Source organism: Bradyrhizobium sp. USDA 10063 (assembly GCF_054063735.1).
This window is the reverse complement of the sequence record NZ_JBSSGP010000002.1, coordinates 7,638,089-7,661,814: the sequence shown is the minus strand read 5'-3', so window position 1 is coordinate 7,661,814 and position 23,726 is coordinate 7,638,089. Positions and strand designations below refer to the sequence as shown.

At 61.1% G+C, this 23,726-nt stretch carries 17 protein-coding genes; 8 read left to right on the top strand and 9 right to left on the bottom strand.

Translation table 11 applies throughout. From position 1 onward, the window contains the following. Positions 1 to 9 precede the first annotated feature (9 nt). The gene (locus ACVJGD_RS37965; RefSeq protein ID WP_456639001.1) at positions 10 to 1,047 is read left to right on the top strand and encodes a glycosyltransferase; all 1,038 of its coding nucleotides are present in this window, start codon (positions 10 to 12) and stop codon (positions 1,045 to 1,047) included. Further along, on the top strand, positions 1,044 to 1,679 hold the full coding sequence (locus tag ACVJGD_RS37960) for a class I SAM-dependent methyltransferase (RefSeq protein WP_456639000.1): 636 nt from the start codon (positions 1,044 to 1,046) through the stop codon (positions 1,677 to 1,679). Before ACVJGD_RS37965 ends, ACVJGD_RS37960 begins: the two co-directional genes overlap by 4 nt. On the opposite strand, the gene ACVJGD_RS37955 is transcribed toward ACVJGD_RS37960, so the two are convergent. Both ACVJGD_RS37955 and ACVJGD_RS37950 read right to left on the bottom strand, forming a co-directional pair. Then, a complete protein-coding gene (locus ACVJGD_RS37955) occupies positions 1,676 to 3,445 on the bottom strand; it encodes a hypothetical protein (RefSeq protein ID WP_456638999.1) in 1,770 nt (589 codons plus the stop codon). The genes ACVJGD_RS37960 and ACVJGD_RS37955 overlap by 4 nt on opposite strands. Positions 3,446 to 5,113: 1,668 nt before the next feature. Further along, positions 5,114 to 6,445 carry a tyrosine-type recombinase/integrase gene (locus ACVJGD_RS37950; protein WP_456638998.1) on the bottom strand — a complete coding sequence of 444 codons (1,332 nt, stop codon included), beginning with the start codon at positions 6,443 to 6,445 and terminating at the stop codon, positions 5,114 to 5,116. Between the two features lie 592 nt (positions 6,446 to 7,037). Between ACVJGD_RS37950 and ACVJGD_RS37945 the strand changes: the two genes are divergently transcribed. Beyond that, positions 7,038 to 7,496: an excisionase family DNA-binding protein gene (locus ACVJGD_RS37945; RefSeq protein WP_456638997.1), complete on the top strand. Its 459-nt coding sequence runs from the start codon at positions 7,038 to 7,040 to the stop codon at positions 7,494 to 7,496. Between the two features lie 3 nt (positions 7,497 to 7,499). After that, a complete protein-coding gene (locus ACVJGD_RS37940; RefSeq protein WP_456638996.1) occupies positions 7,500 to 8,090 on the top strand; it encodes a PIN domain-containing protein in 591 nt (196 codons plus the stop codon). Between the two features lie 377 nt (positions 8,091 to 8,467). On the opposite strand, the gene ACVJGD_RS37935 is transcribed toward ACVJGD_RS37940, so the two are convergent. The 3 genes from ACVJGD_RS37935 to ACVJGD_RS37925 form a co-directional block, all read right to left on the bottom strand. Further along, complete coding sequence (locus tag ACVJGD_RS37935; RefSeq protein WP_456638995.1) at positions 8,468 to 8,653, bottom strand: hypothetical protein; 186 nt, start codon at positions 8,651 to 8,653, stop codon at positions 8,468 to 8,470. Positions 8,654 to 8,768: 115 nt separating this feature from the next. After that, complete coding sequence (locus tag ACVJGD_RS37930) at positions 8,769 to 14,060, bottom strand: DUF4082 domain-containing protein (RefSeq protein ID WP_456638994.1); 5,292 nt, start codon at positions 14,058 to 14,060, stop codon at positions 8,769 to 8,771. 962 nt (positions 14,061 to 15,022) lie between these two features. Then, positions 15,023 to 15,292, bottom strand: coding sequence for a hypothetical protein (locus ACVJGD_RS37925; RefSeq protein WP_456638993.1), 270 nt, complete (start codon positions 15,290 to 15,292; stop codon positions 15,023 to 15,025). A gap of 89 nt (positions 15,293 to 15,381) precedes the next feature. Between ACVJGD_RS37925 and ACVJGD_RS37920 the strand changes: the two genes are divergently transcribed. Continuing rightward, entirely contained in the window at positions 15,382 to 15,597 is a 216-nt protein-coding gene (locus tag ACVJGD_RS37920; protein WP_456638992.1) for a hypothetical protein, read from the top strand. A 183-nt stretch (positions 15,598 to 15,780) separates the two neighbouring features. Continuing rightward, complete coding sequence (locus ACVJGD_RS37915; RefSeq protein WP_456638991.1) at positions 15,781 to 16,827, top strand: HWE histidine kinase domain-containing protein; 1,047 nt, start codon at positions 15,781 to 15,783, stop codon at positions 16,825 to 16,827. Between the two features lie 4 nt (positions 16,828 to 16,831). Here ACVJGD_RS37915 and ACVJGD_RS37910 read toward each other — a convergent pair whose 3' ends face one another. After that, positions 16,832 to 18,379 carry an acetolactate synthase large subunit gene (locus ACVJGD_RS37910; RefSeq protein WP_456638990.1) on the bottom strand — a complete coding sequence of 516 codons (1,548 nt, stop codon included), beginning with the start codon at positions 18,377 to 18,379 and terminating at the stop codon, positions 16,832 to 16,834. A gap of 251 nt (positions 18,380 to 18,630) precedes the next feature. On the opposite strand from ACVJGD_RS37910, the gene ACVJGD_RS37905 reads away from it, so the two are divergent. Together ACVJGD_RS37905 and ACVJGD_RS37900 are read left to right on the top strand one after the other, a co-directional pair. Beyond that, positions 18,631 to 19,203 carry a L,D-transpeptidase gene (locus ACVJGD_RS37905; RefSeq protein WP_456638989.1) on the top strand — a complete coding sequence of 191 codons (573 nt, stop codon included), beginning with the start codon at positions 18,631 to 18,633 and terminating at the stop codon, positions 19,201 to 19,203. Between the two features lie 125 nt (positions 19,204 to 19,328). Next, complete coding sequence (locus tag ACVJGD_RS37900) at positions 19,329 to 20,099, top strand: DUF2927 domain-containing protein (protein ID WP_456640500.1); 771 nt, start codon at positions 19,329 to 19,331, stop codon at positions 20,097 to 20,099. 467 nt (positions 20,100 to 20,566) lie between these two features. On the opposite strand, the gene ACVJGD_RS37895 is transcribed toward ACVJGD_RS37900, so the two are convergent. From ACVJGD_RS37895 to phnE (ACVJGD_RS37885), 3 genes are all read right to left on the bottom strand, one after another. Beyond that, complete coding sequence (locus ACVJGD_RS37895; RefSeq protein ID WP_456632918.1) at positions 20,567 to 21,742, bottom strand: IS110 family RNA-guided transposase; 1,176 nt, start codon at positions 21,740 to 21,742, stop codon at positions 20,567 to 20,569. A 98-nt stretch (positions 21,743 to 21,840) separates the two neighbouring features. Next, positions 21,841 to 22,689: a phosphonate ABC transporter, permease protein PhnE gene (gene phnE, locus ACVJGD_RS37890; protein WP_456638988.1), complete on the bottom strand. Its 849-nt coding sequence runs from the start codon at positions 22,687 to 22,689 to the stop codon at positions 21,841 to 21,843. Next, the gene (phnE, locus tag ACVJGD_RS37885; protein WP_456638987.1) at positions 22,686 to 23,570 is read right to left on the bottom strand and encodes a phosphonate ABC transporter, permease protein PhnE; all 885 of its coding nucleotides are present in this window, start codon (positions 23,568 to 23,570) and stop codon (positions 22,686 to 22,688) included. Before phnE (ACVJGD_RS37885) ends, phnE (ACVJGD_RS37890) begins: the two co-directional genes overlap by 4 nt. Positions 23,571 to 23,726: the final 156 nt, after the last annotated feature.

Sequence of the window (23,726 nt, the reverse complement as noted above, 5' to 3'; positions counted from 1 at the left end):
ATTAGGCTTATGGATAAGATTGTCCTCCTATTTCCTTCCTATCGGCCAACGGCAGTCTTCCCAGGGTTGCTAAACTCACTTCGCCAGTTGGATGCCTCCACACCGATTGTGGTGGTCGATGATGGAAGCGACCCGATCCACGCGGACGTCTTTGAAGCCGTTAATGCAGTGCCGGCCGTGACGCTGCTTCGAAACGCCATCAATCTTGGAAAGGGTGCCGCGCTTAAGCATGGGATGAACCATATCCTGCTCGAGTACCCGGAGTGCATCGGCATTATCACGGCCGACGCCGACGGCCAGCATTCAGCCAAAGACATTATTCGGCTTCGAGACGAGTTTTGTCAGCAGCCCGACCACATGATTCTCGGCTGTCGCCACTTCGGCAAGCGTGTCCCATTCAGAAGCCGATTAGGCAATGTGGTTTCCCGCTACGTCTATCGGCTACTGCTTGGGCTCAAACTTTCGGACACCCAGACCGGTCTCCGAGGCATTCCACGCAAACTTATGGCTGCAAGCCTTCATGTTCGCGCAAACCGCTACGAGTACGAGACCGAGCAGCTGATCGTCGCAAAGCAGGAAGGTCTTCCAATGCGCCAAATCCCCATCCAGACGATCTATATCGATGACAATCGTGCCTCCCATTTCAATCCGGTCCTGGACTCCTTCCGGATCTATTTCGTTCTCGTCCGCTACGCGATTTCCAGCATTGCGACCGCCATCGCCGACTTCATCGCGTTCTATGTTTTGACAAGCAGCAATGTGCCGGTGCTTACCGCGAATATGGGTGGCCGCGGCTTCGCGCTCTGGATCCAGTTCATGCTGCTGAAGAAGTACGTGTTCAAAACCAAGGCGGGGCTGGCTACCTTTGCGGCGTACGTTGCGTACGTATTTTTCTCGGGCTACATCTCGTCGATTGCGCAGATCCAGTTTACCACGCATATTGCGCAGTCGCCTTTGCTGGCAAAGGCTGTCGTCGACCTGGTGATCTGGATCTTCAATTTCATGTTCCTGCGAGACATCATCTTCCGCAGATGGAGCGAGGTTTGAAGCCCACCCACACAGACTGGAACAGCTACTACGCTAAGCCGTACAGGACCGCGTCGCTGACCCGTAGATACACGGCGTCCGTGCTGGTGGAGCAGATCCGGGTACATGGCGGATCGGGAGCCAATATCCTCGAGCTGGGTGGTGCCAATAGCTGCTTCATCGACAAGATCCTGACGGAGGTGGGCCCGGCTCGTTATGACGTCATCGACAGCAACCGCCTTGGCCTTGATTTGCTCAAATCACGTTATCCGAATGATGCGCGCGTGACGGTGCAGCAGGGCGATGTCCTCGGGGCTCCGCCGGTACAAGGTGTGTATGACGTTGTCTTCAGCGTCGGATTAGTCGAACATTTCAGCCCGGAGGGCACGGCTCGCGCCATCCAAGCCCATTTCAACTACCTGCGCATCGGCGGGACCGCGCTCATCACGTTCCCTACCCCCACGTGGCTCTACCGTTGCGTTCGCGCGTTGGCCGAAGCCACGAACAATTGGATATTTCACGACGAGCGGCCCCTGCAGTTGCAGGAGTTTCAGCAGGCCGTCGCAGGCCTGGGCCAAATCGAGTCCTCTCGTATCTTGTGGCCACTTGTTCTGACCCAATACTGCGTGGTGTCGCGCAAGGGCAGAGTCTAATCAGCGGCTCGCTCGAAGATCAGGAAGCCGGGCTCGCTCGCTTCATATACCTTGCGATAGGCGGTCGAGTTTTCCGTCACTTGTATAAACTCCAACGTGGCGGGATGAGTTGACTTGGGCGGAAAGACGATCGCCTTGCACGGCTCCGGCCCGTCGAAACGCTCGACGAAGGCGCCAGTCAGCGGCTCTGGATAATGGAAGAATTGGATCTGGTCACGAAAGGGACCAAACGCAGAAATTGTCGGGACGTATCCATCTGATTCAAAAACGGTACAGCCGTTTTTCAGCAACTCGCCAATCTTCTGATTAAACTCAACGCCCCTGCCTCCGCGCAACTGGTCCCTGGCGAATCTCTCTTTCATTCCGTTGTCGTCCAAGGCCAACGGTAACGTCAGTCCGAGCGACAGGGTAGTCACGCCGATGATCACGGCTCTGTCGGTCACTACCCGTTCGCGCAGCAAACGCATCGATGCAGGCTCCAATACGCGAGTCGCGGAATAAATTGCAATGAAAGCGCTGACTAGGAGGAATCCGAGCACGTTACGCAGATCATAGCTTGCCGTATTCGCCCATACCCCGATTCCGATCACCAGAGACAACATCAGCCATCGAACCCGCGGCAAGAACGGACAGAGCAGAAGGCCAGCGAGAATCATCACCCGAAAAATGATGGTGAAGCTGGTGCCGAACAGCCCGAATGCTCGTGAAAGTCGCTCCGAAAGCTCTGCCACCGGATAGTTCGGCATCGACCGCACCGTCAGATGCAAATAGCTCATGGCGTAGGCCGCCGCGAAGACGAGCACGAGGCCGATGGCTGCAATAAAGGTCTTCTTCCGCTTTACCGGCGATAAATACCTGACCGCGTCGGTGCAGACGGCCGCCAGGACGGACAACGCGAACAAGCCGTAAAGCGGCTTGGTGGAAGCCGCTATCAGCAGCATGCTCAGCGAAAGGAGCGGAAGGGCGGGCTGGTCATCATCGGTTTGAGGCCCACTGCCAAAGAGAAACAGCAATATTCCGCAGAAGCAAAAGACCGCAGCCACCCAGTCTGGGTAGCCTATCTGGAGGGTTTGCCTCAACCAGGGTTGCCGGATCTCGGCTATGAACCAGACATACGCCACCAGCGCTGCAGCCGGAACGAGCGCGGAAACGCGGCCCAGTATTCCGATCGTCAGCACAAGAGGGACAATGATGAGCACGATGTAGACGTAGAAGGCAAAGTACTGGATATCGGATCCGGTGAAGATATACGTCACGGCCCACAAGGTGGAGATGAATTGCGGATAGCCGTAGGACCCCGTCGGGAAACGGCCTTCCGCCCATACCAGCGACCATACGTTCCAGCTGACCGAGACGTCGCCGCCATGGAATACGTTCGGAACACCATGCTTCCAGATGTTGAAGTAGGTGAGAGCCACGACGACGATGGCCCCCAAGAGCCAGCCCGTCTCCAATCGCGAGATCTCCGATACGCCTCGTAAGGGCGGCGTAGTGCGGACGCGGCGCAGCGTCATGTAAATCAGGATGCACATCGTCACCGCAACAAATGTGCGATATGTCAGAAGCGGATTCAGCCTGAGCTGAGCGACAAGGGTAACCACGAGGTAGTTTGCGGCAATGCTTCCCACGCATCCCGTGAGCCATCTCTGAGAAAAATCGGTCAGAGATAAACTGTGAACGAGCGCGGCCCCTGGAAAAACGAAGATAAAAAGCAATGCGGCCACGCCATTCAAATAGGCAGGCGCCGCCTCGACCAGACCAACCATACCGTGCGACGATCCCCGCCAAGCGTTAAAGTTGCTACTTATTGCATGCTGCGTTCGCTAGGGCAATTCGTAACCCCTCGGCGCCTGAACGTAAGCCCCCGGGACCGGTTCTGGCGGCTATGGAGCGCCTCGCCGGCAACATACGAAAGAGCGCACATAGAGTTGCAGCTGCATTGGCGTGGTGTTGTATAGCGCCGCCAATTTGCGGCCACCTTAGCTCTCTCTGCTCACCAACTCTCCCGTTCGCCTTGTATGGCATCACCTGGATTGCCCTGGCGCAGTCACTTCGCCATCGCTTAGCGGCGCGGTGAGCCGATCCTCGAGGCGCGCGACCGATCAAGAAGCGCGAGCCGTTCGCGTCACTCGACGCGCACAGCGGCTTTTGAGTACGAGGTACTGGAGTGATATTTCGCCTAGCTTGGCGACTGTAGTCCGGGCGAAGTCAGCCACTCGTTGATGCGGATTGCTCTGTCAGCGTCGCGAGCTTTGCACAATAGAAGCTCTCGCTCTTCGCCTGGTGGTAACATCTTGGCTTGCTGTCTGGCACGCTCAGCCTCATGCCGAAGGCGCACTTCGAGTGAGGTCGTATCTTGGAAATGACGGCGTCGCATGCGGGACTCCTAAAAGTCCCTGCCCATCGGAAGAGCAAATTTCTGAAGCGGACGTTTTGTTCCTGGTTCTCTGGGGAAAAGTCAAGAAAAGTGCCGGAACGAAAGCTGCGGCCATACGATTAATTCGCTGAAGATTAGAAGCTTTGTGGAGCAACCCATGCTAGCCTTCTATTTGCCCATAATTTTCAGCCTAGCGATTTTGGACGTCTTGCAAGCAAACATGAGCGCAAAAACGTTGAATGTACCAAGCAAGCCGACAGCCGCGTTCATGGAATAGTTGCAAGCCCCACGCTTACGCTCGTGCAATTGAGGCGGCCAGAGATTCAAATGAACGTCATTATCCAGAAGCTTAATGGCTTGTGGTACATCATCGTCGGGTCGTATCAGATCCGGACTCCGTTCCTGGAGACTAGGGATCGGGAGTTGGTCATTTCATACGCCCGGCGAGTCTACCCTGGCGCCAAGATCTTCGAACTCGACTGATTTTGGCAGTTGCACCCCACAGCGTCGTCTCAAACGGTTTCTCTCGCGGTCTGGATTTGTTTGGTGGGCGCACCAGGGCTCGAACCTGGGACCCGCTGATTAAGAGATCGAAAGTGTACTTCGTCGCCCTCAAGGGGAGAATACCCGCCGTTCGTCCCATTTGTACGCCACGGCTACCCAGCAGCCATACCTGCGCTCTGGATCTCTTTCTTGCTGGAGAAGGCTACGATCTTATTGCCCTAGACCTATCGTGGTTCAGGCATGGGCGACAAGGACGAAAAGACTCGGATCGAGGCACTAGGGTCGCCAGGTAGTCGGAAAATGCCGCGTGCCACGAAGCGCTATCGCAAGAACCGTGGCATGCCGCCGCCTGCGACGTTCGATATCGATACGCTGCCGGGCAGCTCCAATTTGACGGCATTAGAGGCAGCCGCGGTCGTCCGGCGCACACCCGGAGCGCTGGAGCAGTGGCGGCGCGATCCGAACCACCCGCTGAAATGGCGCTACGTTGATGGCCGTCCGCTCTATCGTGTCGATGCGGTGCGCGAGTATCTGGCCAGATGCGATAAGAATACTAAGCGCCCTCAGCCGCATAATGCTCGCGGAGACGGCCGAGCAGCTCGGCCTTGATGGGGTCGAGCGGATTCGTCCGCTGCAGGCGCGCGACCTTGCCGACCCGTTTCGCGCCGACCAACTCAGCAATGTAGTCATGAGCAGCTTCGAACGCCATCTTGCGGATGATCCATTGTTCGTCGTGATTGTAGACCTGATCGATTCCACTTGGCTTTTGACCGACAGACAGCCGTTGGATTTCGTTGTCGTAGCCGCAGCGCGACATGACGGTGCGCAAGCTGCGCCTTAAGTCATGCATAGTGAACTTGGCGACACCCGCTTCCTTGACCAGACGGTTGACCATCTTGGTGAACCCCGACATCTGGCCACCGGTCTTCGGCGACGGAAAGACATAGTCGGACGTCGCGCGCTGGAAATGTTTCGCGGCGACGAGCAGCTCGTGAACGAGGTGGGTGCGCGGCACGTCATGGTGCAGGCCCATCTTGGTCCATGCCGCATCGAAGGTGATGCGGTCATCCATGATGTGCTTTTGCCACTCGATCATGGTTGGCTCGCTGCGGCGCGGGCCACCGAGTAGGCACATGCGTGTCAGGAGACCAAAAGCCCCGAGCTTGCCGGATGCATGCCAGACCTTGATGATTTCCTCATCAGTCAGCGCGCGGCCCTTCGTTCGGCGTCCGACCCTCTGCGCACGGGTTTCCTTGGGCTCGCGATAGCCGGCGAGCACGTTGTGCTCGACGTAACCTTCGCCGACGCACCATTCGAGGAAGGTGTGGGTGTGCTTGCGCAAGTCCTTGGCTGCACCGCGCTTGCCGGTCTTGGCAATCTTGTCGACCGCCGCCATGATCTGCCGCCGGGTCAGGTCCCCCACGCCGCTCTCGGCGTAATCCTTGAGCCCGCGCCGCAGCGCCGACATTGCTGGCTTCCAGTTGACGACCTGACGTCCGGTCAAGGACGTCTGGTAGGGACCATCTTCAACGATGAGTGTCGCCAGGGTGGCGCGCTGATTCTCGGCCGCCTGTTGCCGCCTCGCCTCGCGTTTCGCGTCGTTCGGATCCACGCCCTTGACGACCTCGCCCGCGGCGATGGTGGCGGCCTTGCGCGCAGCCTTCTCATTATACCTAGGCCACGCGCCGAGGGTCTTGCGCTGGGTCCCCCTCAGGCCCGGCTTGGTGAAGAGGTAGACCCAGGTCCGGCCGCCGGTGGCGCGCATGCGCAGGGCTAGGCCGGGCAGCTTGTCATCGTGGAGATAATGCTGCGCCTTGCCCGGCGGCAGCGTGGCGTTACGGATCACCGTATCGGTGAGTGTCAGGTGGTTGTTCGGCTCCATCATGATCCCTGCCTTTTTTGTGCCCCGGTGTGCCCCGCGAGAAGGATGACGAGCCCAAACGGAACAAGTCTCAGGCCTTTCCCTCGCATTGTGCCCACGCAGGAAGGATCAACGGACCCAAACAGAAGCGGGTCTCAGACCTCCCCTCGTTTTTGTACCCCAAGGGAAAATCTGCGGCGGGCACAACAGGGGCATACAAAATGCGGTATGGCCAATTATGGTCCACTTAGGCCAAAATGGTCATAAGCCACTGTAGTAAAATGACTTATCACCATCCTACTATGGCTGAGCTTGGTTGACTAGGGTCTACAGATTGTTGTTCACACGGGAGAGGTCCAAGGTTCGATCCCTTGTGCGTCCACCAAAAAATCCAACATAATCAATTACTTGAGATAGAACGAGCGCTCCCGCGAAAAACTCACAAATCGCCTGGGCACACCGAACGTCGTGGTCCACACCAAAGAAGCTGCATAGCTCGGTGGCGGTTTTTCGCCGGGTCGATGCATCCGAGGGAACCTCAGCGCGTTGCGTTTATTTCTTATATTGCGTTTATTTCGATTGAGGTGTAGAGAGGTCCCTCAAGGGGAGAACCATCATGACTATGCCAGCCTATGCCCAAGAGCTAGGAGCGGATCGGCTGCCTTCCGCAAGCGAGAAGGCGGCGGCCAATCGGCTTCGCCAAATACTAGCGTCCCACGTCGATGGCGACGCCAAGCTGCGCGTGCTCGATGAAGATCAGAAGCCTGCCGAGGTCATCCTGTCTCCGGCGCTGTCTGCCCTGTTGATGGAGCTATTGCGACACATCGCGCGGGGTGACGCGGTGACGCTCGTGCCAGTGCACGAGATGCTGACCACGCAGCAGGCTGCCGACATCCTGAATGTCTCTCGCCCGTTCCTGATCTCTCTGCTTGAGCGGGGCGACATTCCGTTCACGATGACCGGGCGCCATCGCAGGGTCAAGGCAGAGGATTTGTTTGCCTACAAGCGTGTGCGCGACGAGAAGCGAAGCAAGGCGCTGGCTGATCTCGCCGAGTTTGATGCGAAGCACATGTAAGCCTTGTTTGCCAATCGGTTCACCGCGCTGGTTGATGCCTGCACCCTCGTCAGCCCGTTGAGACGGAATTTGCTGCTGTCGCTGGCGGAGGCGGGTTTTTTCCGCCTCCGCTGGTCGAGCCGCATCCTCGACGAGACCGAAGCAACAATTGAAAAACTTCTCAGCGACAAGGGCGAAAGCAACGCGGCTGAGCAGGCGAGACGGGCGCGCGCCAACATGGAAGCAGCGTTCGAAGATGCTATGGTAACGGACTTTGACAACTTTCTGCCTCCCGCATCTGGCCTACCCGATCCCGGCGACGCACACGTCATCGCTGCGGCCGTCAAAACTCAGGCCGCGATGATCGTGACCGAAAATCTCAAGCATTTTCCGGCCGCGATTCTCTCTGGGCTCAATATGGAAGCGAAGTCGGCGGATGCGTTCATCGCAGACACCATCGCACTTGATGAAGGTCTTGCGATCGTCGCGATTCGGCAGATGCGCGAGCGCCTGAAAAAACCGTCAATGACCGCCGAAGCGTTATTGTTGCGGATGGAAGCGGCTGGACTGTTGGAGACCGCCGACCTGCTTAAGCCCTACGTCGATTCGCTCTAGGCATGATGGCGAGAATCGATAAGCCAAGATTGGCAAGATCGAAAATCCTCCAAGCTATCGAAAGCCCCTTCTTTCCATCGCGCCGGTTCACCGAGGTAATCGCGATTCGCAAGTTGAAGCGGCGGTCGGCTCTTTTTTGAGCCGCCAAGCATAGCTCGTTCTTCGTGTGCTAGACTGCAGCCGCCGGATCACCCGGCATCCAAGCGTCGTAAAAGTCGGCGCATCGGCCCGGTCACGCAGGTCGGTGCGTCGATTTTTTTGCCTGCCCGCGCGCAGCGCACCACTGCCGTCAACGAACTCAAAGCCGAGAATACCGCGCTTCGGCGCGCCGTCCCTAAGATGGACGGTCCGCTAAGGCACTGGCCGGACAAGCGCGGTCAGTGCTGTTTTTGAGCCTTCGTCCCTTTTGCCGCCTTCTCCTTGGCCGCTTGTTTATATCCCTTTGTTCCAAAATCTCCCTTTCCACTCATGGCGCCAAACGAGGCGGCATACGACGGCGTTTCTGACGATGCTATCACCATAACGACGAACGCGAGAACAATCAGGCTAATCAACGCTTTCATGAAATGTCTCCATTAAAAGATAGAACTATCGAGCGGCACTTCTGCGAAGGAAACGTGGCAGCCCGGATCCTGCCCGAGCTGCCGAAGTCCAGTCCCGAAGCCGGCAATCCCGTTGTCATGCCGCGAGTTGCGGACGGAACAGCACGTCGACCCCGTAACTCGTCGCGCTGTAGCTATCGGTCGGGAAGAGGCTGCCCGATCCATACGCATACACGCCATTGCCTCCGACCGAAGCCGATGATGGTGCGGTCAGCGGCCCGTTGCTGACCGCCGAGCTGAACAGGTTGGGATCGGCGGAGTAGTTTCCTGAGGTGTGATAGGACGCAACATACGTCGCCCCTGCGGCGATCGTTACCGGCGTGGCGAAGTCGACTTGCTGCCAGCCGCTGGCCGTCTCGTTGGTGAAGGTGGCGGTCGCAAGCAGGGTGCCGGTACTGCTCCAGAGATTCGCGGTATGGGTGCCGGTGTTCGATGGACCCTTGTAGAAGCGCAGCCCGGTGATGTCGCCGGCGCTGGACGACTGGAATTTGAACCCGAGCTCCACCGAGTTCGGATCATTGACTGACAGCACGCTCGGTGTCGGATCGGAGCTGAACAGGCTTACGATGCTGGCAGACGCTGCGTTGACGGTCAGGGAGGCGGATGCGCTCGCCGTCCCGCCTCTGCCGTCGGAGATGGCATAGCTGAATGACGCCGGTCCCGTATAGCCGGAACTGGGTGTGAAAGTGACGGTGTTGGTCTGGGCGTTGAAGCTTGCGGTGCCGTTGACGCCGTTGCTTACGCCCGTGATCGTCAGAGCGTCGCCGTCCGGATCGGTGTCGTTGGCAAGCAGCGCAGACGCTGCGATCGAGATCGACGAGTTTTGAGTGGCACTGAAGCCGGAGTCGTTTGCCGCAACAGGTATCTGGTTTGCGGCGCTGCTCGCCGGGCTGAACAGCACGTCCACCCAGTAGTTGGTGGCGCCAAAGGTGCTGGTCGGGAACAGGTTGTCCGTGCCGTAGGTGTAGACGCCGTTGTTGCCGGCGGTTGCCGTGAGCGGGCCGTTGACGCGCGCAGTGGTGAAGTAGTTGCTGGTCGACGTGTAGCGGCCGTTGCTGTGGAAGCTTGCCACGTAGGTCGTGCCGGCGGTGATCGAAACGGGATTGCTGAAGGTGACCGTCTGCCATCCACTGCTGGTCTCGCTGGTGAAGGTGGCGGTTGCCAGCAGCGTGCCGGTGCTGCTCCACAGCGAACCTGTGTGCGTGCCGGTGTCGCCGGCGCTCTTGTAGTATTTGATGCCGTTGATGGTGCCGGCCGCAGAGGACGTGAACTGCACCCCGAGATTGACCGGGGTCGTATCGGGATCCGAGAGAATTGCCGGTGTGTCGGAGCTTGAGAATAGGCTCACCGCCGGCGTGGTCACTGACAAATTCACTGTCGCAGTCGCGGTGCCGCCGCGCCCATCGGAGATGGCATAGCTGAAGGACGCAGCGCCAGTGTAGCCAGCGGTCGGCGTGAAGGTAACGACATTGGTCTGGGTGTCGAAGCTCACGGTGCCGTTGATGGCTCCGCTCACGCTCGCGATGGCCAGAGGATCGCCATTCGGATCGGTGTCGTTGGCGAGCAGCGCAGACGCCGCAATCGCCAATGCGGTGTTCTGGGTGGCGGCGTAGCCGCTGTCGTTGTTGGCAACCGGCGGCTGGTTGGTTGCCGGATTTACTGTCAGGCTAACCGTCGCAGTGGCCGTGCCGCCCTGTCCGTCGGCGATGGCGTAGCTGAAGGACGCGGGCCCGGTATAGCCGGTGGTCGGGGTGAAGGTGATCGTATTGGTCTGGCTGTTGAAGCTGACCGTCCCGTTGACGGCACCGCTAACGCCCGTGATCGCCAATGTACCGCCGTCCGGATCGGTATCGTTGGCGAGCAGCGCTGCCGCCGCAATCGCCAGTGCAGTGTTCTGCGTGGTGGTGTAACCGCTGTCGTTGTTGGCAACCGGCGACTGATTGCCGCCGCCGGACGGCGTAAACACGACATCGACCCAATAGTTGGCGGCGTTATAGGTGCTGGTCGGGAAGATGCCCGAAGTGCTGGTGCCGCCGTAGGCGAAGACACCGTTGCCGCCGGCGGTAGTGGTGGAAGGCGCGGTCAGCGGGCCGTTTGTGACGGCCGTGATGAAATAGTTGTTGGTCGCCACATACGCGCCGGTGGTGTGATAGGAAGCAACATAGGTGGTGTTGGCGGAGATCGAAACCGCTGATGGCAGCATGACGGTCTGCCAACCGCTTGCTGACGTATTGGTAAAGGTGGCGGTGGCGAGGCGCGTGCCTGTCGACGTCCAGAGATCGAGGGTGTTGATGCCAGTATCGCTCGGGCTGCGATAGAATCTAAGCGCCGTGATCTGGCCGGCGACCGAGGACGAGAACTTCATCCCGACTTCGAGCTGAGATCCCTCATTGAGGTTGGTCAGCTCCGGTGTGCTTGACGCGCTGAACAGGCTGACGGGAGCCGCCCCTGGCGGTGCCACGGTGAGGCTGACAGTGGCCGATGCCGTACCGCCGCGCCCGTCGGAGATCGTGTAGGTAAAGCTCGCCGGACCGGTGTAGCCCGCATCGGGCGTAAACGTGATGGTGTTGTTTTGCGGATTGGTCTGCGTGTTGAGTGCGACGGTGCCGTGCGTCGCTGCGCTCACCGCGATGATGCTGACCGCATCCCCATCGGGATCGCTGTCGTTCGCGGTCAGGGACGACGCCGCGATCGTCAGGGCCAAATCGCGTGTCGCGGTCGGCCCGTCGTCATTTGCGGCTACTGGCACGCTGTTGGCGACAGAAGGATTGAACATGACGTCAACCCAGAAATTCGTCGCCGAGAACGTGCTCGTCGGGAACGCGACATCGCTGCTGTAGGTATAGACGCCATTGCCGCTGGCAAGAGCGGTCAGCGGACCGCTCGTCACGTTGCTGGTGAAGTAGTTCACGCTGGAGGAGTAATGGCCCACATTGGTGTGATAGGAGACGACGTAGGTGGCTCCGGGCGTCAGCGACACCGGGTTGGAGAAGAGCACACTCTGCCAGCCGCTCGCGGTCTCGTTCGTGAATGTGGCGGTTGCCAGCAAGGTGCCGGTGCTTGACCAGAGCTGGCCGGTGTGAGTCCCCGTATCCTGGCTGCTCTTGTAGAATCGGACACCGCTCACAGTGCCGGCAACCGACGTTTGGAAGCTCACGCCCAGTTCGACGGCGCTTGAGTCCGTGGTGTTGACGATGTCCGGGGTAGCCGAGCCCGGAAAGAGCGTGATGTAAGTTGGATCCGTGACCGTCACCGCGCGACCCGCCGAAGGCGTTTCGAGATTGATGCTGTCGTCCACCGCGCGAGACATGATGGTATAGGTCCCGGCAACCTGCGGAGACCAGGTGTAGGTCCACGTCTCGTCGCCTATCGCCGGGTGCCAGCTCAAGCCGCCGTCCGTTGATACTTCCACGCCAGCAATCTCGCCGCCGCCGAGATCCGATGCCGTGCCGGAAATCGTGACCACGCTTCCGGCACTAAAACTTGCCAGCGCGTTGATGGTAGAGGTTGGATCGGTAGTATCCGTCGAGGCGGTGCTGGCGATCAGGTCCGACTGGAGCGTCCCCGGCTGAATGCCCATGTCGGCGAGCAGGTTGACCATCGCCTGTTGCACGCGCGAGTCGGTGGGCGTCGGCGCCAGATCGTGATTGTTGCTCAGGCCCCACGACCAGTAGACCGTTCCGGCGGCGAAGACCAATGCCTTGCTTGCCGCGCGGTAGAGCGTCAGGTTATGGGTTGAGATGCCGCTTCCGGTCGTGTTGCCGTAGTCAAGCAGGTAGGTATTAACCGGGACCGTCGTCGAAGAGAGCCGGACCAGGCCGGCGGGATCGAATCCATTGTCGACCGCTTCGTCCCACTCATAGCCGAGATAGTTCTTGGTCAGCGTCGCGATGTCTCCCTCATTAAGGTCGGCAACGCTGGTGTTGCGCCAGAAGCGCAGATTGGCGTCGTCGTACGGAATTATGATTGCCTCAAGGCCGCTGCCTTGGCCGACATCGTCGACCTGGAACATCTGCCCGATCAAGGCATTTTCCGGAATCCCTCCGCCGACCGCCGGCGGGCTGAGGCGGGGATCACGGAACGTCCCGGTCCACTCGTTGCTTGGATCGATCGACGCTCCTGGCGACCAGGTCTCCTTGTACGAGATCAAGGTGCGGTAGGCCGTGGCGTCGCTGCTGATGCTGTTGCCCCAGCGCGTGCGCCAATACATCTCATTGCCGCTCCAGAACGCGAGATTCACGCCGGCATCGCGGGCCGCCTCGACATTGGCACGTTGTTGCCCTGACCAATACTCATCGTGACCAGCGTCGAGGTAGAGCTTGTGGTTGAGGAGCAGATTGCCGTAGCGATCTGTGTCAACTCCAGACATGTAGGAGACGTCGTAACCGTTCTGCTCAAGCCAGTAGATCGCCGCATATTCCGCGCCGAACAGATAGTCCTGCGGACCCGAGGCGGTTCCGATGCTGCCGCGGGTGGCAATCGGCCGGTTGTAGCTCACCGCGTAGGCGCGTCCGGCACCTTGACCTGTCGCAGGGCCGTCGCCGCCGTAGAAATTTGCTCCACCCCAGCCGTTGTAAGCCTGCCAGGTCGTGTCGGAAGTCTGAAACACGACGTCGCTGGTGCTGCTGTCGTCTCTGACGATGAACGGGATGTGGTTGGCGCCTTCGACGCCGTCCTCGCGTACGAGCTTTGCGATATAGACGCCTGACACGGCATCCTCTGGAACCTCCCAGGAAGCCGAGACGGACCAGTTGCCAGCATCGACCAGGCCGGTCGTGGCATCACGCAGCGGCGCCGGCTGGTTCTGCACGCCTGTGTGCTGAATGGTGTGAACCTTTCGCGCACCCATGCCGCCATAATAGCCGAGGCGATAGATGTCGATCCGGTAGTTTGATGAATCCGTATTGATCTTGAAATCGATCTGGTTGCCAACGTTCACGCTGATGTCGGTGGCAAAACCTTCGATGTTCGAGCTGCCGGCGCCGACGATATCCCATTCGCTTTGCGGGTTTCCCGGCTTCTGGTTCTCAAGAACGATCGGGTTTGTAGAAGTCGCCGCGGCCGCGAGCAGGTTGGGCGACGCGGTCGTGTTGTCTTGCCGCGCGACTGGGGACGGCTCTGCGGTCGTCACCGAACCGGACAGAATTCCGATTTCACCCTTCCCCGTACCGACCTCTCCGCCGCCTGGCAGTACATTCCAATTCGCGAGCGGCGCAACGTTCTGCAATGACATGTCAACACTGATGGAGGCTCCCATGATCCCGGCGCGGCCGGTCAACACGAGATCTGCTCCGCCGGACACTTGACTACCGTGCAACTGGCCGTTCAGGTGCGCCGACGCCGCATTGGCCGCTTTCTGATCGAGCAAGTGCGTTGGAGCAATGAAGTAGCCGCAGCCACAAATCTGCGCGACCGCTGGAGGTGTAGAAGATCCGATAATGTTCGGGGTTGAGGTCGCCGAGGGGACCTGACCAAGGATGACGACGGGATTTGTCCTCGCTGGTTCGACTGCTGCAGAGGCTGGCGCTTGGACTTCTGCTCTGACCCCAGCGAACCCGGCGTCGGAAGTTGCAGTGGATGCCAACGCTGCGGCACCTGAGGCGCTCAAGCGCGGAGCTTCCCACAGATTCTGCGCGGCAAGCAGCGACAGCGGCTCGTTCTCGGAGTCCGTATCGGTCGCTCGGAGATTTCTTCGCAGGAGCGTGCGGGGCCAAGTCCCCAGTCCGAGAACCATGCGGCCTAAACCGGAATCTTCGTACAAGAACTTCATGATATCCTCGAGAGAGAGGGGGAATACGCATGACAAGGCTTTGAACGCTGCAGCCTTGACGACGGACTTGATGCCGAAGCGACTGCTTTGGATCTGAGGGAGGGGCCAATCGTGGAACGCTGCACAGCCGTGCTGCAGGGGGCAGCGACTCTGAACCAGAACGCGTACTGGTAACGCGGTACGATCTGCCGTTTGACCGCGATCGCACCGATGTTCCTAGTGGCTACAACCATGGCACCAAAATATTTAATTCCACAGAATTAAATATAACAATTAATACATTAAACATTTAATATCAATTCGTCCTGCTGTCGCACCCTGTTTTAATGGGCGAGCAGATGTCGATTCACGTCAGACCAAAATGACGGATAGTCGTGATTTTCTAATGGGTTGAATCGTGCGGAACTTCCGTTCTGGCATGAACCATTCAGAGCTGTGGATATTCAATTGGTCCGTATTTTTTGTGCTTGAGTAGGACAAAAAAAGCGTCCGCGATGGGAGAGCCAGATGATATCCGTCGCGGCGGCGCTGGGGGCCCTTTGGCGCCCAGCGCTTCGCTCTCAAATCTCGAACATCCAGATCGCGACGATGGTCGCAATCGTCGCGAGGCCGCTGATGGTCCAGCCGGCGGCGTAAACGGTGTCGTCGTGTCCGGTGCCGAGCATCGCATCCGTCTGATCGGTGGTCGATCGCCAGCGCATGGCCATCTCCTCAAGCCTGCCCGAAACCAGAACGCCCGGAAGCGCTGCGGGTTCCAGCCTCACGCGTACGCCGGCGACCTCCTCCAGCGTCGCGCTCGAATAGATCGCGCCGACGGCGCGCGAGTTCACGCGCCGCTCACGGATAGCTGATCTCTGCAACGGAACTGGAAGCATTGCGGTTCCGTTGAAGGCCGGGGCCAACTTGGGAGAACCATCCGATGCGCAAACTGATTATCGCCGCCACCGCACTGGCGTTCATTTCGTCGGCCGCTTCAGCACAGACCACCGACAAGGCTGGCGCCACCACTGGCCCCGCGGCACAGAGCGACAATGCGAGCCCGGACGACGCGTCGAAAATGGCGCCGAAGAAAAGCTCAAAGAAGGTGGCCAAGAAGTCGTCGAAGAAGTCCGGCGAGAGCACGATGCACCAATAAGACAGGATTTGTGGGGACAGAGGCCGTCCCTCTGGGGCGGCCTTTCACATGTCCTGCGTCCTATGGCTCATCGTTCTTCCTCTCTCGGATTTCCACTGGATTTGCAGGCCACTGCGCTCACCGGGAGGAACATTTCCCTTGGTGTCGAATTACCGGCTGAGGACCCGCGGGCATGGACATGTGATGCTGAAGCTGTTTGACGATTCGGAAGAAGCAGAGATCGAAAAGATCCTGGCCCATCACACCGCCATCAGCGCCGCTGCGAACGAGTCCGGTTCCCACGAGAAGCAGTTTCGCGATGTGCTGCAGGCGCTGCCCGCCGCGATCTACACGACGGATGCAAGCGGTCGCATCACCTTCTTCAACCAGGCCTGCATCGATTTTGCCGGACATGTGCCTGACATCGGCGACATGTGGTGCGTGAGCTGGAAGCTGCTCCGCCCGGACGGCACGCCGCTTCCGCATGGGGAGTGCCCGATGGCGATCGCGCTCAGGGAGAACCGCCCGGTGCGCAATATGGAAGCGATCGCCGAGCGGCCCGACGGTTCGCGCATCTGCTTCATGCCCTACCCCACGCCATTGCGCGACCCTGATGGCCGGCTGATCGGCGCCGTCAACATGCTGGTCGACATCACCACGCGCAAGCAGGCCGAGGAGCGCATGATGCGGCTCGCCTGGGAAGTCGACCATCGCGCGAACAATCTGCTGGCGGTGATCCAGGCGATCCTGCGCCTGACCAAGGCCGATACCGCGGAGGAGTTCCAGGCGGCCTTCCAGGGCCGGCTCAGCGCGCTCGCCAATGTGCAGCGGCTGTTCTCGGTCTCGCGCTGGACCGGCGCCAACATCCGGGCGATCATCGAGCAGGAGCTCAAGCCCTATGCGGTGCGCGACTCGAAGCGGGTCGCGATCAGCGGCGGCGATTTGAGGCTGACGGCCGCGCTGGCGCAGGCGATCGCGGTCTCCGTGCACGAGCTCGCCACCAACGCCGCCAAATATGGTTCGCTCTCCAATCCGTCGGGCAGGATCGAGGTGAGCTGGCGGACCGACAACGCCCAGCTCGCGCTGCACTGGAAGGAGACCGGCGGCCCCACGGTGGCCGAGCCGGCGCGGACGGGATTTGGCGTCGGCGCCGTCGACGGCGTGGTCCGCACCTTGAGCGGCACCATCACCCGGCAGTGGAAGCCGGAAGGCCTGATCTGCGACTTCTGCTTCCCGGATATCGCGGCGTAGGCCGCTACATCTGCACTTCGATCAGCCTCGGTCCCGGCTCGGCGACTGCTTCCGCGAGCGCCTTGTTGAACTCGTCGGCGGTCGTGACCGCGCGGCCCGGCACACCCATGCCCTTGGCGAGCGCGACGAAGTCGATGGTCGGCCGGTCGATCTTGAGCATGTCCTGCGCCCGCTTGCCCGGCTCGCCGGCGCCGACGCCGTCGAACTCGCCGCGCAGGATCTGATAGATGCGATTGGCGAACACGATGGTGACGACGTCGAGGTTCTCGCGCGCCTGCGTCCACAGCGCCTGGATCGTGTACATCGACGAGCCGTCGCCGACCATGCAGATCACCTTGCGATCGGGAGCCGCCACCGCGGCGCCGGTCGCGACCGGCGGCGAGAAGCCGATCGAGCCGCCCATGTTCTGCAGCCAGTCATGCGGCGCGGCGGCTGCCGTCGGCGGGAAGAAGCCGCGGCCGGTGGTGATGGATTCATCGACCACGATGGCGTTCTCGGGGATCGCGCACGCGATCGCCTGCGCGATCGAGGCAAACGTCAAGGCGCCGGTCGGCTTCGCCAGCTCGACAAGCGTCTGCGGCTTGACGTCCTGCGGCTTGGCCCCGAGCGCGCCGGCGAGCGCCTCCAGCGCCGCCACCGAGTTCTCTCCGCCCGCGGTCATGCGGTGCACCTCGCAGCCGGCCGGCTTCAGCAGGCTCGGCTTGTTCGGATAGGCGAAGAAGGCGACGGGATCGTTGGCCTCGACCAGCACGATGTTCTTGAAGTCCTTGAGGATCGGCAGCGCCTGCTCGATCACATAGGGGATGCGGTCGATCAGGAAGCGGCCCCGCCCTCGCGCCATCTTCGGGTTGTAGGTCTGGCCCATCACCTTGCAGCCGGTTTTGCCGGCGATCTGCTGCGCCAGCGCCAGCCCGTGCTCGGTCAGCGCACTGCCGGTCAGAAGCAGCAGGTTCTGCGCGCCGCCTTCGCGCAGCACCTTGGCCGCCGCCTCCACCGCCTGCGTCGAATAGTTCGGCCGCTGGCTTTCGGCGGGGACCTGCGCGATGCCGTCGGCCTCGTTCCAAGCGGTGTCGGCCGGCAGGATCAGAGTCGCGATTTGCGGCGGCACGCTTTTCGCGGCGGCAATCGCGGCGGCACCGTCGGCGGCGACCGACTTGGCGTCCGGCGAGGTTCGGACCCAGGCCGACATCGGCCGCGCCAAACCCTCGATGTCGGAGGTGAGCGGCGCGTTGTAGCCGATGTGGTAGGTCGCGTGCTGGCCGACGATGTTGACGATGCCGGAATTCGCCTTCTTGGCGTTGTGCAGGTTCGCAAGACCGTTGGCGAGACCCGGGCCGAGATGCAGCAGCGTCGAAGCCGGTGTTTCCTTGATACGGAAATAACCGTCGGCCGCTCCTGTCACCACGCCCTCGAACAGGCCGAGCACGCAGCGCATGCCCTCGACCCTGTCCAGCGCGGCGACGAAATGCATTTCCGAGGTGCCGGGATTGGTGAAGCAGACGTCGACGCCGCCCGCGACCAATGTCCGCACCAGACTTTCCGCACCATTCATGTCGTACTCCCGCATTCCCGCGATGTTGTGTTGGCCCAAGCCCAGTGTCTCAAGTCCAGTGTCTCAAACCCAGATCAACCATTGTTCACCCGTTTCGTCAAAGGTTTAGCGAACATTGCTGCCATCGTTTCCGACGTGTTGCCTTTTTTAACCGCAGTGTCCGATAATCTGTTGCTCACGGCGGCGTGGGTTGCGAATTCAAGTAACTTATGGCCTCACTTCCACAGGCTGGCATTTGGACGAGGAAGGCAATGACAAGGGGCTGGGTTTTGCTGTCGGCGGCGCTCTTGATGCTGGGAGGCGCCAGCCAGGCGCAGGCCCAATTCTTCGACACCCGCGATATCATGGGCGGCGGCCCGAACTTCTTCGGCACGGGCGCGAGCCCGATCCCACGGACGACCGTGATGTACCCGACCAATTATGCGCCGGGCACCATCATCATCAACACCGCCGAGCGACGGCTCTATCTCGTGCTCAATAACGGCCAGGCGTTGCGCTACGGCATCGGGGTCGGCCGCGACGGCTTCCGCTGGAGTGGAACCCATCGCATCACCGCCAAGAAGGAATGGCCGAGCTGGACGCCGCCGGCGCAGATGCTGCGCCGCCGCCCCGATCTGCCGCGCCACATGGCCGGCGGCATCGAAAATCCGCTCGGCGCCCGCGCCATGTATCTCGGCTCGACGCTCTACCGCATCCACGGCTCGAACGAGCCGGAGACGATCGGACAGGCGGTATCGTCGGGCTGCTTCCGCATGACCAATGAGGATGTGACCGATCTCTATAGCCGCGTCTCCGTCGGCACCACCGTCGTCGTCAAGAACTAGAACGGCGAGGGAACCGGCCTGGCCATGCGCAAGCGCCTTCTATCCAAGCTTGCGCGCGCAGGGTGATTGCGGCAGCGTCGTCGCAAATGAGCATGCTGCGCCGTATCCTCGGTCTCGTCGCCGTCATGGCCGCGCTGGCCGCAACTGCCCCGGTTCTCGTTGCGCCTCCGGTGTGGGCAGGCGAGAGGCCGTCGATCGCCTCGCGCCAGCGCAACGAGAAGCGAGTCTTCACCGATAGCGAGATCACCGAAGGCTTCATGAAGACCGCGTTCGGCGCCGAGTACCATCTGGCCGGCCGCGTCGACCGCATCCGCAAATATGACGGCCCGATCAGGGTATTCGCTGACGGCACCCGCGCCGATCGCAAGGCGCAGCTTGCAAAGATCGTCGGCGACATCGCCGCCAAGGTCCAGCATCTGGACATCGCCATGACCGAGAGCAGCGAGGCCGCCAATGTCAGGGTGAGGCTGGTACGCGACCGCGATCTCTATCGCACCATCACGACCTTCTACGGCAGCGAGCGGGCGAAAGAGATCCGCTCCTCGCTCGATCCGCAGTGCCTGAGCGGCTTTCGCAAGAACGACAATTTCGAGATCGAGCATTCCGACGTGATCCTCACGATCGACAACGGCGATTTCGTCTTCCTCGACTGCGCCTATGAGGAACTGCTGCAGTCGCTCGGCCCGATCAACGACACATCGAGCGTGCCCTGGACCATGTTCAACGACAACGTCTCGATGGGCTATTTCGACATTTACGATCAGTACATCCTCAACCTGCTCTACGATCCCCGCATCAGGGCCGGCATGACTGTGCAGGACGTCAAGGCCGTGCTGCCCGACGTCCTCGCCGACGTCCGCGCCTGGGTGAAGAAGGTGAACAATCTGCCGGAGTGAGGGATGCCGGCGAACGGAGCCCTTGAGCAACCGGCACCGCAAGAGTTGTAGGGTGGGCAAAGGCGCACTTGCGCCGTGCCCACCATCCAGCGCGGTGCTAGCGATGGTGGGCACGCTACGCTTTGCCCACCCTCATATGGGGCTTTGTGAGTCAAGGCTCTTGAACCGGTGCGGGTTGGGTTTTTGCAGTGAGAGGGCGGCGCGCGGAGCCATGCGTAGCGCAGCGCGACGACCGGGCCCCGGGCGAGGATTGGCTTCCGAAGATTTCTGCAGCTCACTGCATCACCTCATATCCGGTCGGATCGGCTGATCCGTACCCACATTCCGCATGCTTGCGGCGAGGAAGCCAAGAGGATGAGACCCATCTACAAAGCGGCCTGGTTGGGCCCCTGGGTGGCACGGTCATCATCCATCCTGTACGGGGCGCGCGGCGCGGAGCCGCCTCGCCCTGGTGGCGTGGTCCGGTGCTAGGCCTTCATCACGGCCTGCTCCGGAACAAGGCCGGTGGTGAGATAGCGCCACAGCGCCACGATCAGCTTGCGCGCCAGCGCGACGATGGCGATGCGCTTGGCGCGCTTGCCGGCGTTTTCGGTGCGGGTGCGGAACCAGCGGCTGAGCGCGCTGTCCGGCTGATGGCGCAGCCAGAGCCAGGCCAGTTCGATCGTCTTGTGGCGGGCGCGCCGGTTGCCGGCCTTGCTGATCCCCTGCTCGCGATCGATGCTGCCGCTTTGCCAGGGACTGGGCGCCAATCCGCAATAGCTGGCGACCTCGCGCCGGTTGCGGAAGTCCTTGTAGAACACCTCGTTCACCAGCGTCGCGGCAAACGCCGGGCCGAGCGCCTTGAGCTGCTGCAACTGATCCCGTCGCTTCGCCATCGGCGCCGGCGCCGCGGCGGCTTCCGCCGCGACTTCTGCCGCGACTTCTGTAGCGACTTGGGCCTGCTCCAGCGCCTTGAGCTGGTCGCGCACCAGCATCAGCCGGGCATGCTCGCGCTTCACTTCGGCCAGAAGCTGCGGCGGCAGCGGCTGCCCTTGCCAGTCCCGCTGCTGCTCCAGCCAGGCGAGCCAGGTCCGTCGTCGCAAGGTGCCGGCCGCCATGCCCAACAGGCGCAGCAGCGCCTTGATCCGGTTGGTGTGCCCCGTCTGCTCCTTCACCAGTCGTTCGCGTTCGCGGCTGGCGCGCCGGGCGTCCTCCTCGGCCACGCTCGGCACCCGGACGATCCGCACCACCCGCGGCTCGCCTCGCAAATGAGCCATCAAGGTGCGCAGCAGAAGCTCGCCATCGATCCGGTCTGTCTTCGCCCGCCGCGCCCGTTGCTCCACCGCGATGCTCGCCGGGTCGAAGATGAAGTTGGTGATCCCAGCCGCCGCGAGCAGCCGGTGCAGCCAGAAGCCGTCATAGCCAGCCTCGTAGCAGCTCACCACCCGCGGCGCCGCTCCAAGCTTCGCAGTCGCCCGGGCCTTGACCTGCTCGATCAGCGCCAGCAGCCCGGCGTGATCGCCGCCTTCCAGCTTGTGGCGCGATATCCGGTCCCGATCCGGACTGTGCAGCGTCACCAGCCACGTCTTCTGACTCAGTTCGATCGCAACGAAAATCGTGCCACAATGCCCGGCGGTGGGCGTGTTCTTGGTCAATGCTTGCATCAGACTCTCCGATGGTTCGAGTGTGGAAACCCAAACCTACCGGAAAGGGCGCGCTCACCGCCCCATGGAATCTACGAATCTACGAATCGCGATTGGCCTCACGCCACCGCGCGCCGGCCGATGATGGCGAAGCGGAGTTTCGTCGAGATCCAGTCGATCACGGCGACCGCGATCAGGATCATTAGAATCAAGAACGACACCTTCTGCCATTCCAGCACGCGGATCTGTTCGGCGAGCTGCAGACCGATGCCGCCGGCGCCAACGATGCCGATGATAGTGGCCGAACGCGTGTTCGATTCGATGTAATAGAGCACCTGCCCCGCGATCACGGGCAGCACCTGCGGCATCAGGCCGAAGCGGATCTCGTGCAGCGCGCTGCCACCGGAGGCGCGGATGCCCTCGACCTGCTTCTTGTCGGCACCCTCGATGGCCTCGGAGAACAATTTGCCGAAGGCGCCGAAATCCGACACCGCGATCGCAAGCACGCCGGCGAACGGGCCGAGGCCGACGACATTGATCCACACCAGGGCCCAGATCAGCGTGTCGACGCCGCGGATCGAATCCAGGAAGCGCCGCACCGGAAAGCGGAAGATGGCAGAGGGAATGATGTTGCGCGCCGCGAGCAGGCTGACCGGCAGCGCCATGAATGCGGCAAGCGTCGTGCCAAGCAGCGCGATCGACAGCGTCTCGCCAAGGGCGGAGAGATAGGTCGGCAGCGACGAGCCGGGATCGGGCGGGATCATCATCAGCGTGATCCAGCCGAGCTCGCGCATGCCGCCCACCAGCTTGGTCGGCGAGAAGCCGAGGTCGAACAGACCGAAGGCGAACACGGCGAGGGCCGCGAGCAGCATCAGCGGCGTGGCAAGCCGCGCCGATGCCGGACGCTCGAAAATGTCTGGATATTTGCTCCGCAGTGCCTGCGAGTCCGGCTTCGGCAACTGGCTCATGCCCGCCCCTCCTTGCCGAACAATTTTGCGCGCAGCCAGCCGGTGGTGATGTCGATCACGAACACGGTCACGACGATAGTGACCAGGATGGCGCTGACGTCGGAATAATAGAACTTGCGGATCGCGACCACGAGCTCCTGCCCGATACCACCGGCGCCGACAAAACCCATCACGGAGGCTTCGCGCACGTTGATCTCGAAGCGCAGCAGCGCGTAGCTGGCGTAGCCCGCCGAGACCTGCGGCAGCACGGCAAAGCGCATGCAGGAGAGCCAGCTCGCGCCGGTCGAGCGGATGCCCTCCACCGGCTTCATGTCGGCATTCTCGACGATCTCGGAGAACAATTTGCCGAGCGCGCCGGTGGAATGCACGGCGATCGCGAGCACGCCCGCCATCGGCCCGAGGCCGAACGCGATCACGAACACCAGCGCGAACACGATGCCGGGCACGGTGCGGGCGAATTCGAGCAGGCGACGGACGATGAAGCGCAGCCAGGGCCCGGGTGAGGTGTTCTGCGCGGCGAAGAAGTTCAGCGCAAAGGCAAGGACGGCGCCGATCAGCGTGCCGACATAGCTGATCAAGATGGTCTCACCGAGCAGCTTCAGCCATTTCTGCCAGCCCCAGAACCATTCGCCGACGTCGGTCCAGACCCGCTGGCCGCTATCGAGCGTCAGGATGCGGTCGAAATAAGAGACGAAGTTGCCGAAATAGGTGAAGAGCGTGCGCAGATTCACTTCGGCACCGATGCCAGCGACGACGAGCGCTCCGAGGAACACCGCCGCCGCCAGCATCGTCTTCAGCCGCTTGCGCGCGACCGCCTTGCGATAGGCATCGTTCAGCGCCTCAAGTTGCTGGGCGGGAAGGATGGATACGGCGGTGGCCATCTGATCTGCTTGCTTGGGATCTGCTGCTTGCCCCTAGAGCATTTTCGGTTCTGATTGAATCAGAACCGAAGCTCTAGATTCTTGTTCTGACGCGTTTTCTTCACGCGAACCGGTGTCCACTTCGCTCGAAAACGCTCTAACGGAAACAGGCCGGGT

Bases quoted from the DNA above. Each gene is read 5' to 3' on its own strand.
- ACVJGD_RS37965 (WP_456639001.1), top strand. From the start codon at position 10: ATGGATAAGATTGTCCTCCTATTTCCTTCCTATCGGCCAACGGCAGTC.
- ACVJGD_RS37955 (WP_456638999.1), bottom strand. From the start codon at position 3,445: ATGGTTGGTCTGGTCGAGGCGGCGCCTGCCTATTTGAATGGCGTGGCC.
- ACVJGD_RS37950 (WP_456638998.1), bottom strand. From the start codon at position 6,445: ATGATGGAGCCGAACAACCACCTGACACTCACCGATACGGTGATCCGT.
- ACVJGD_RS37945 (WP_456638997.1), top strand. From the start codon at position 7,038: ATGACTATGCCAGCCTATGCCCAAGAGCTAGGAGCGGATCGGCTGCCT.
- ACVJGD_RS37935 (WP_456638995.1), bottom strand. From the start codon at position 8,653: ATGAAAGCGTTGATTAGCCTGATTGTTCTCGCGTTCGTCGTTATGGTG.
- ACVJGD_RS37920 (WP_456638992.1), top strand. From the start codon at position 15,382: ATGCGCAAACTGATTATCGCCGCCACCGCACTGGCGTTCATTTCGTCG.
- ACVJGD_RS37915 (WP_456638991.1), top strand. From the start codon at position 15,781: ATGCTGAAGCTGTTTGACGATTCGGAAGAAGCAGAGATCGAAAAGATC.
- ACVJGD_RS37910 (WP_456638990.1), bottom strand. From the start codon at position 18,379: ATGAATGGTGCGGAAAGTCTGGTGCGGACATTGGTCGCGGGCGGCGTC.
- ACVJGD_RS37905 (WP_456638989.1), top strand. From the start codon at position 18,631: ATGACAAGGGGCTGGGTTTTGCTGTCGGCGGCGCTCTTGATGCTGGGA.
- ACVJGD_RS37900 (WP_456640500.1), top strand. From the start codon at position 19,329: ATGGCCGCGCTGGCCGCAACTGCCCCGGTTCTCGTTGCGCCTCCGGTG.
- ACVJGD_RS37895 (WP_456632918.1), bottom strand. From the start codon at position 21,742: ATGCAAGCATTGACCAAGAACACGCCCACCGCCGGGCATTGTGGCACG.
- phnE (WP_456638988.1), bottom strand. From the start codon at position 22,689: ATGAGCCAGTTGCCGAAGCCGGACTCGCAGGCACTGCGGAGCAAATAT.
- phnE (WP_456638987.1), bottom strand. From the start codon at position 23,570: ATGGCCACCGCCGTATCCATCCTTCCCGCCCAGCAACTTGAGGCGCTG.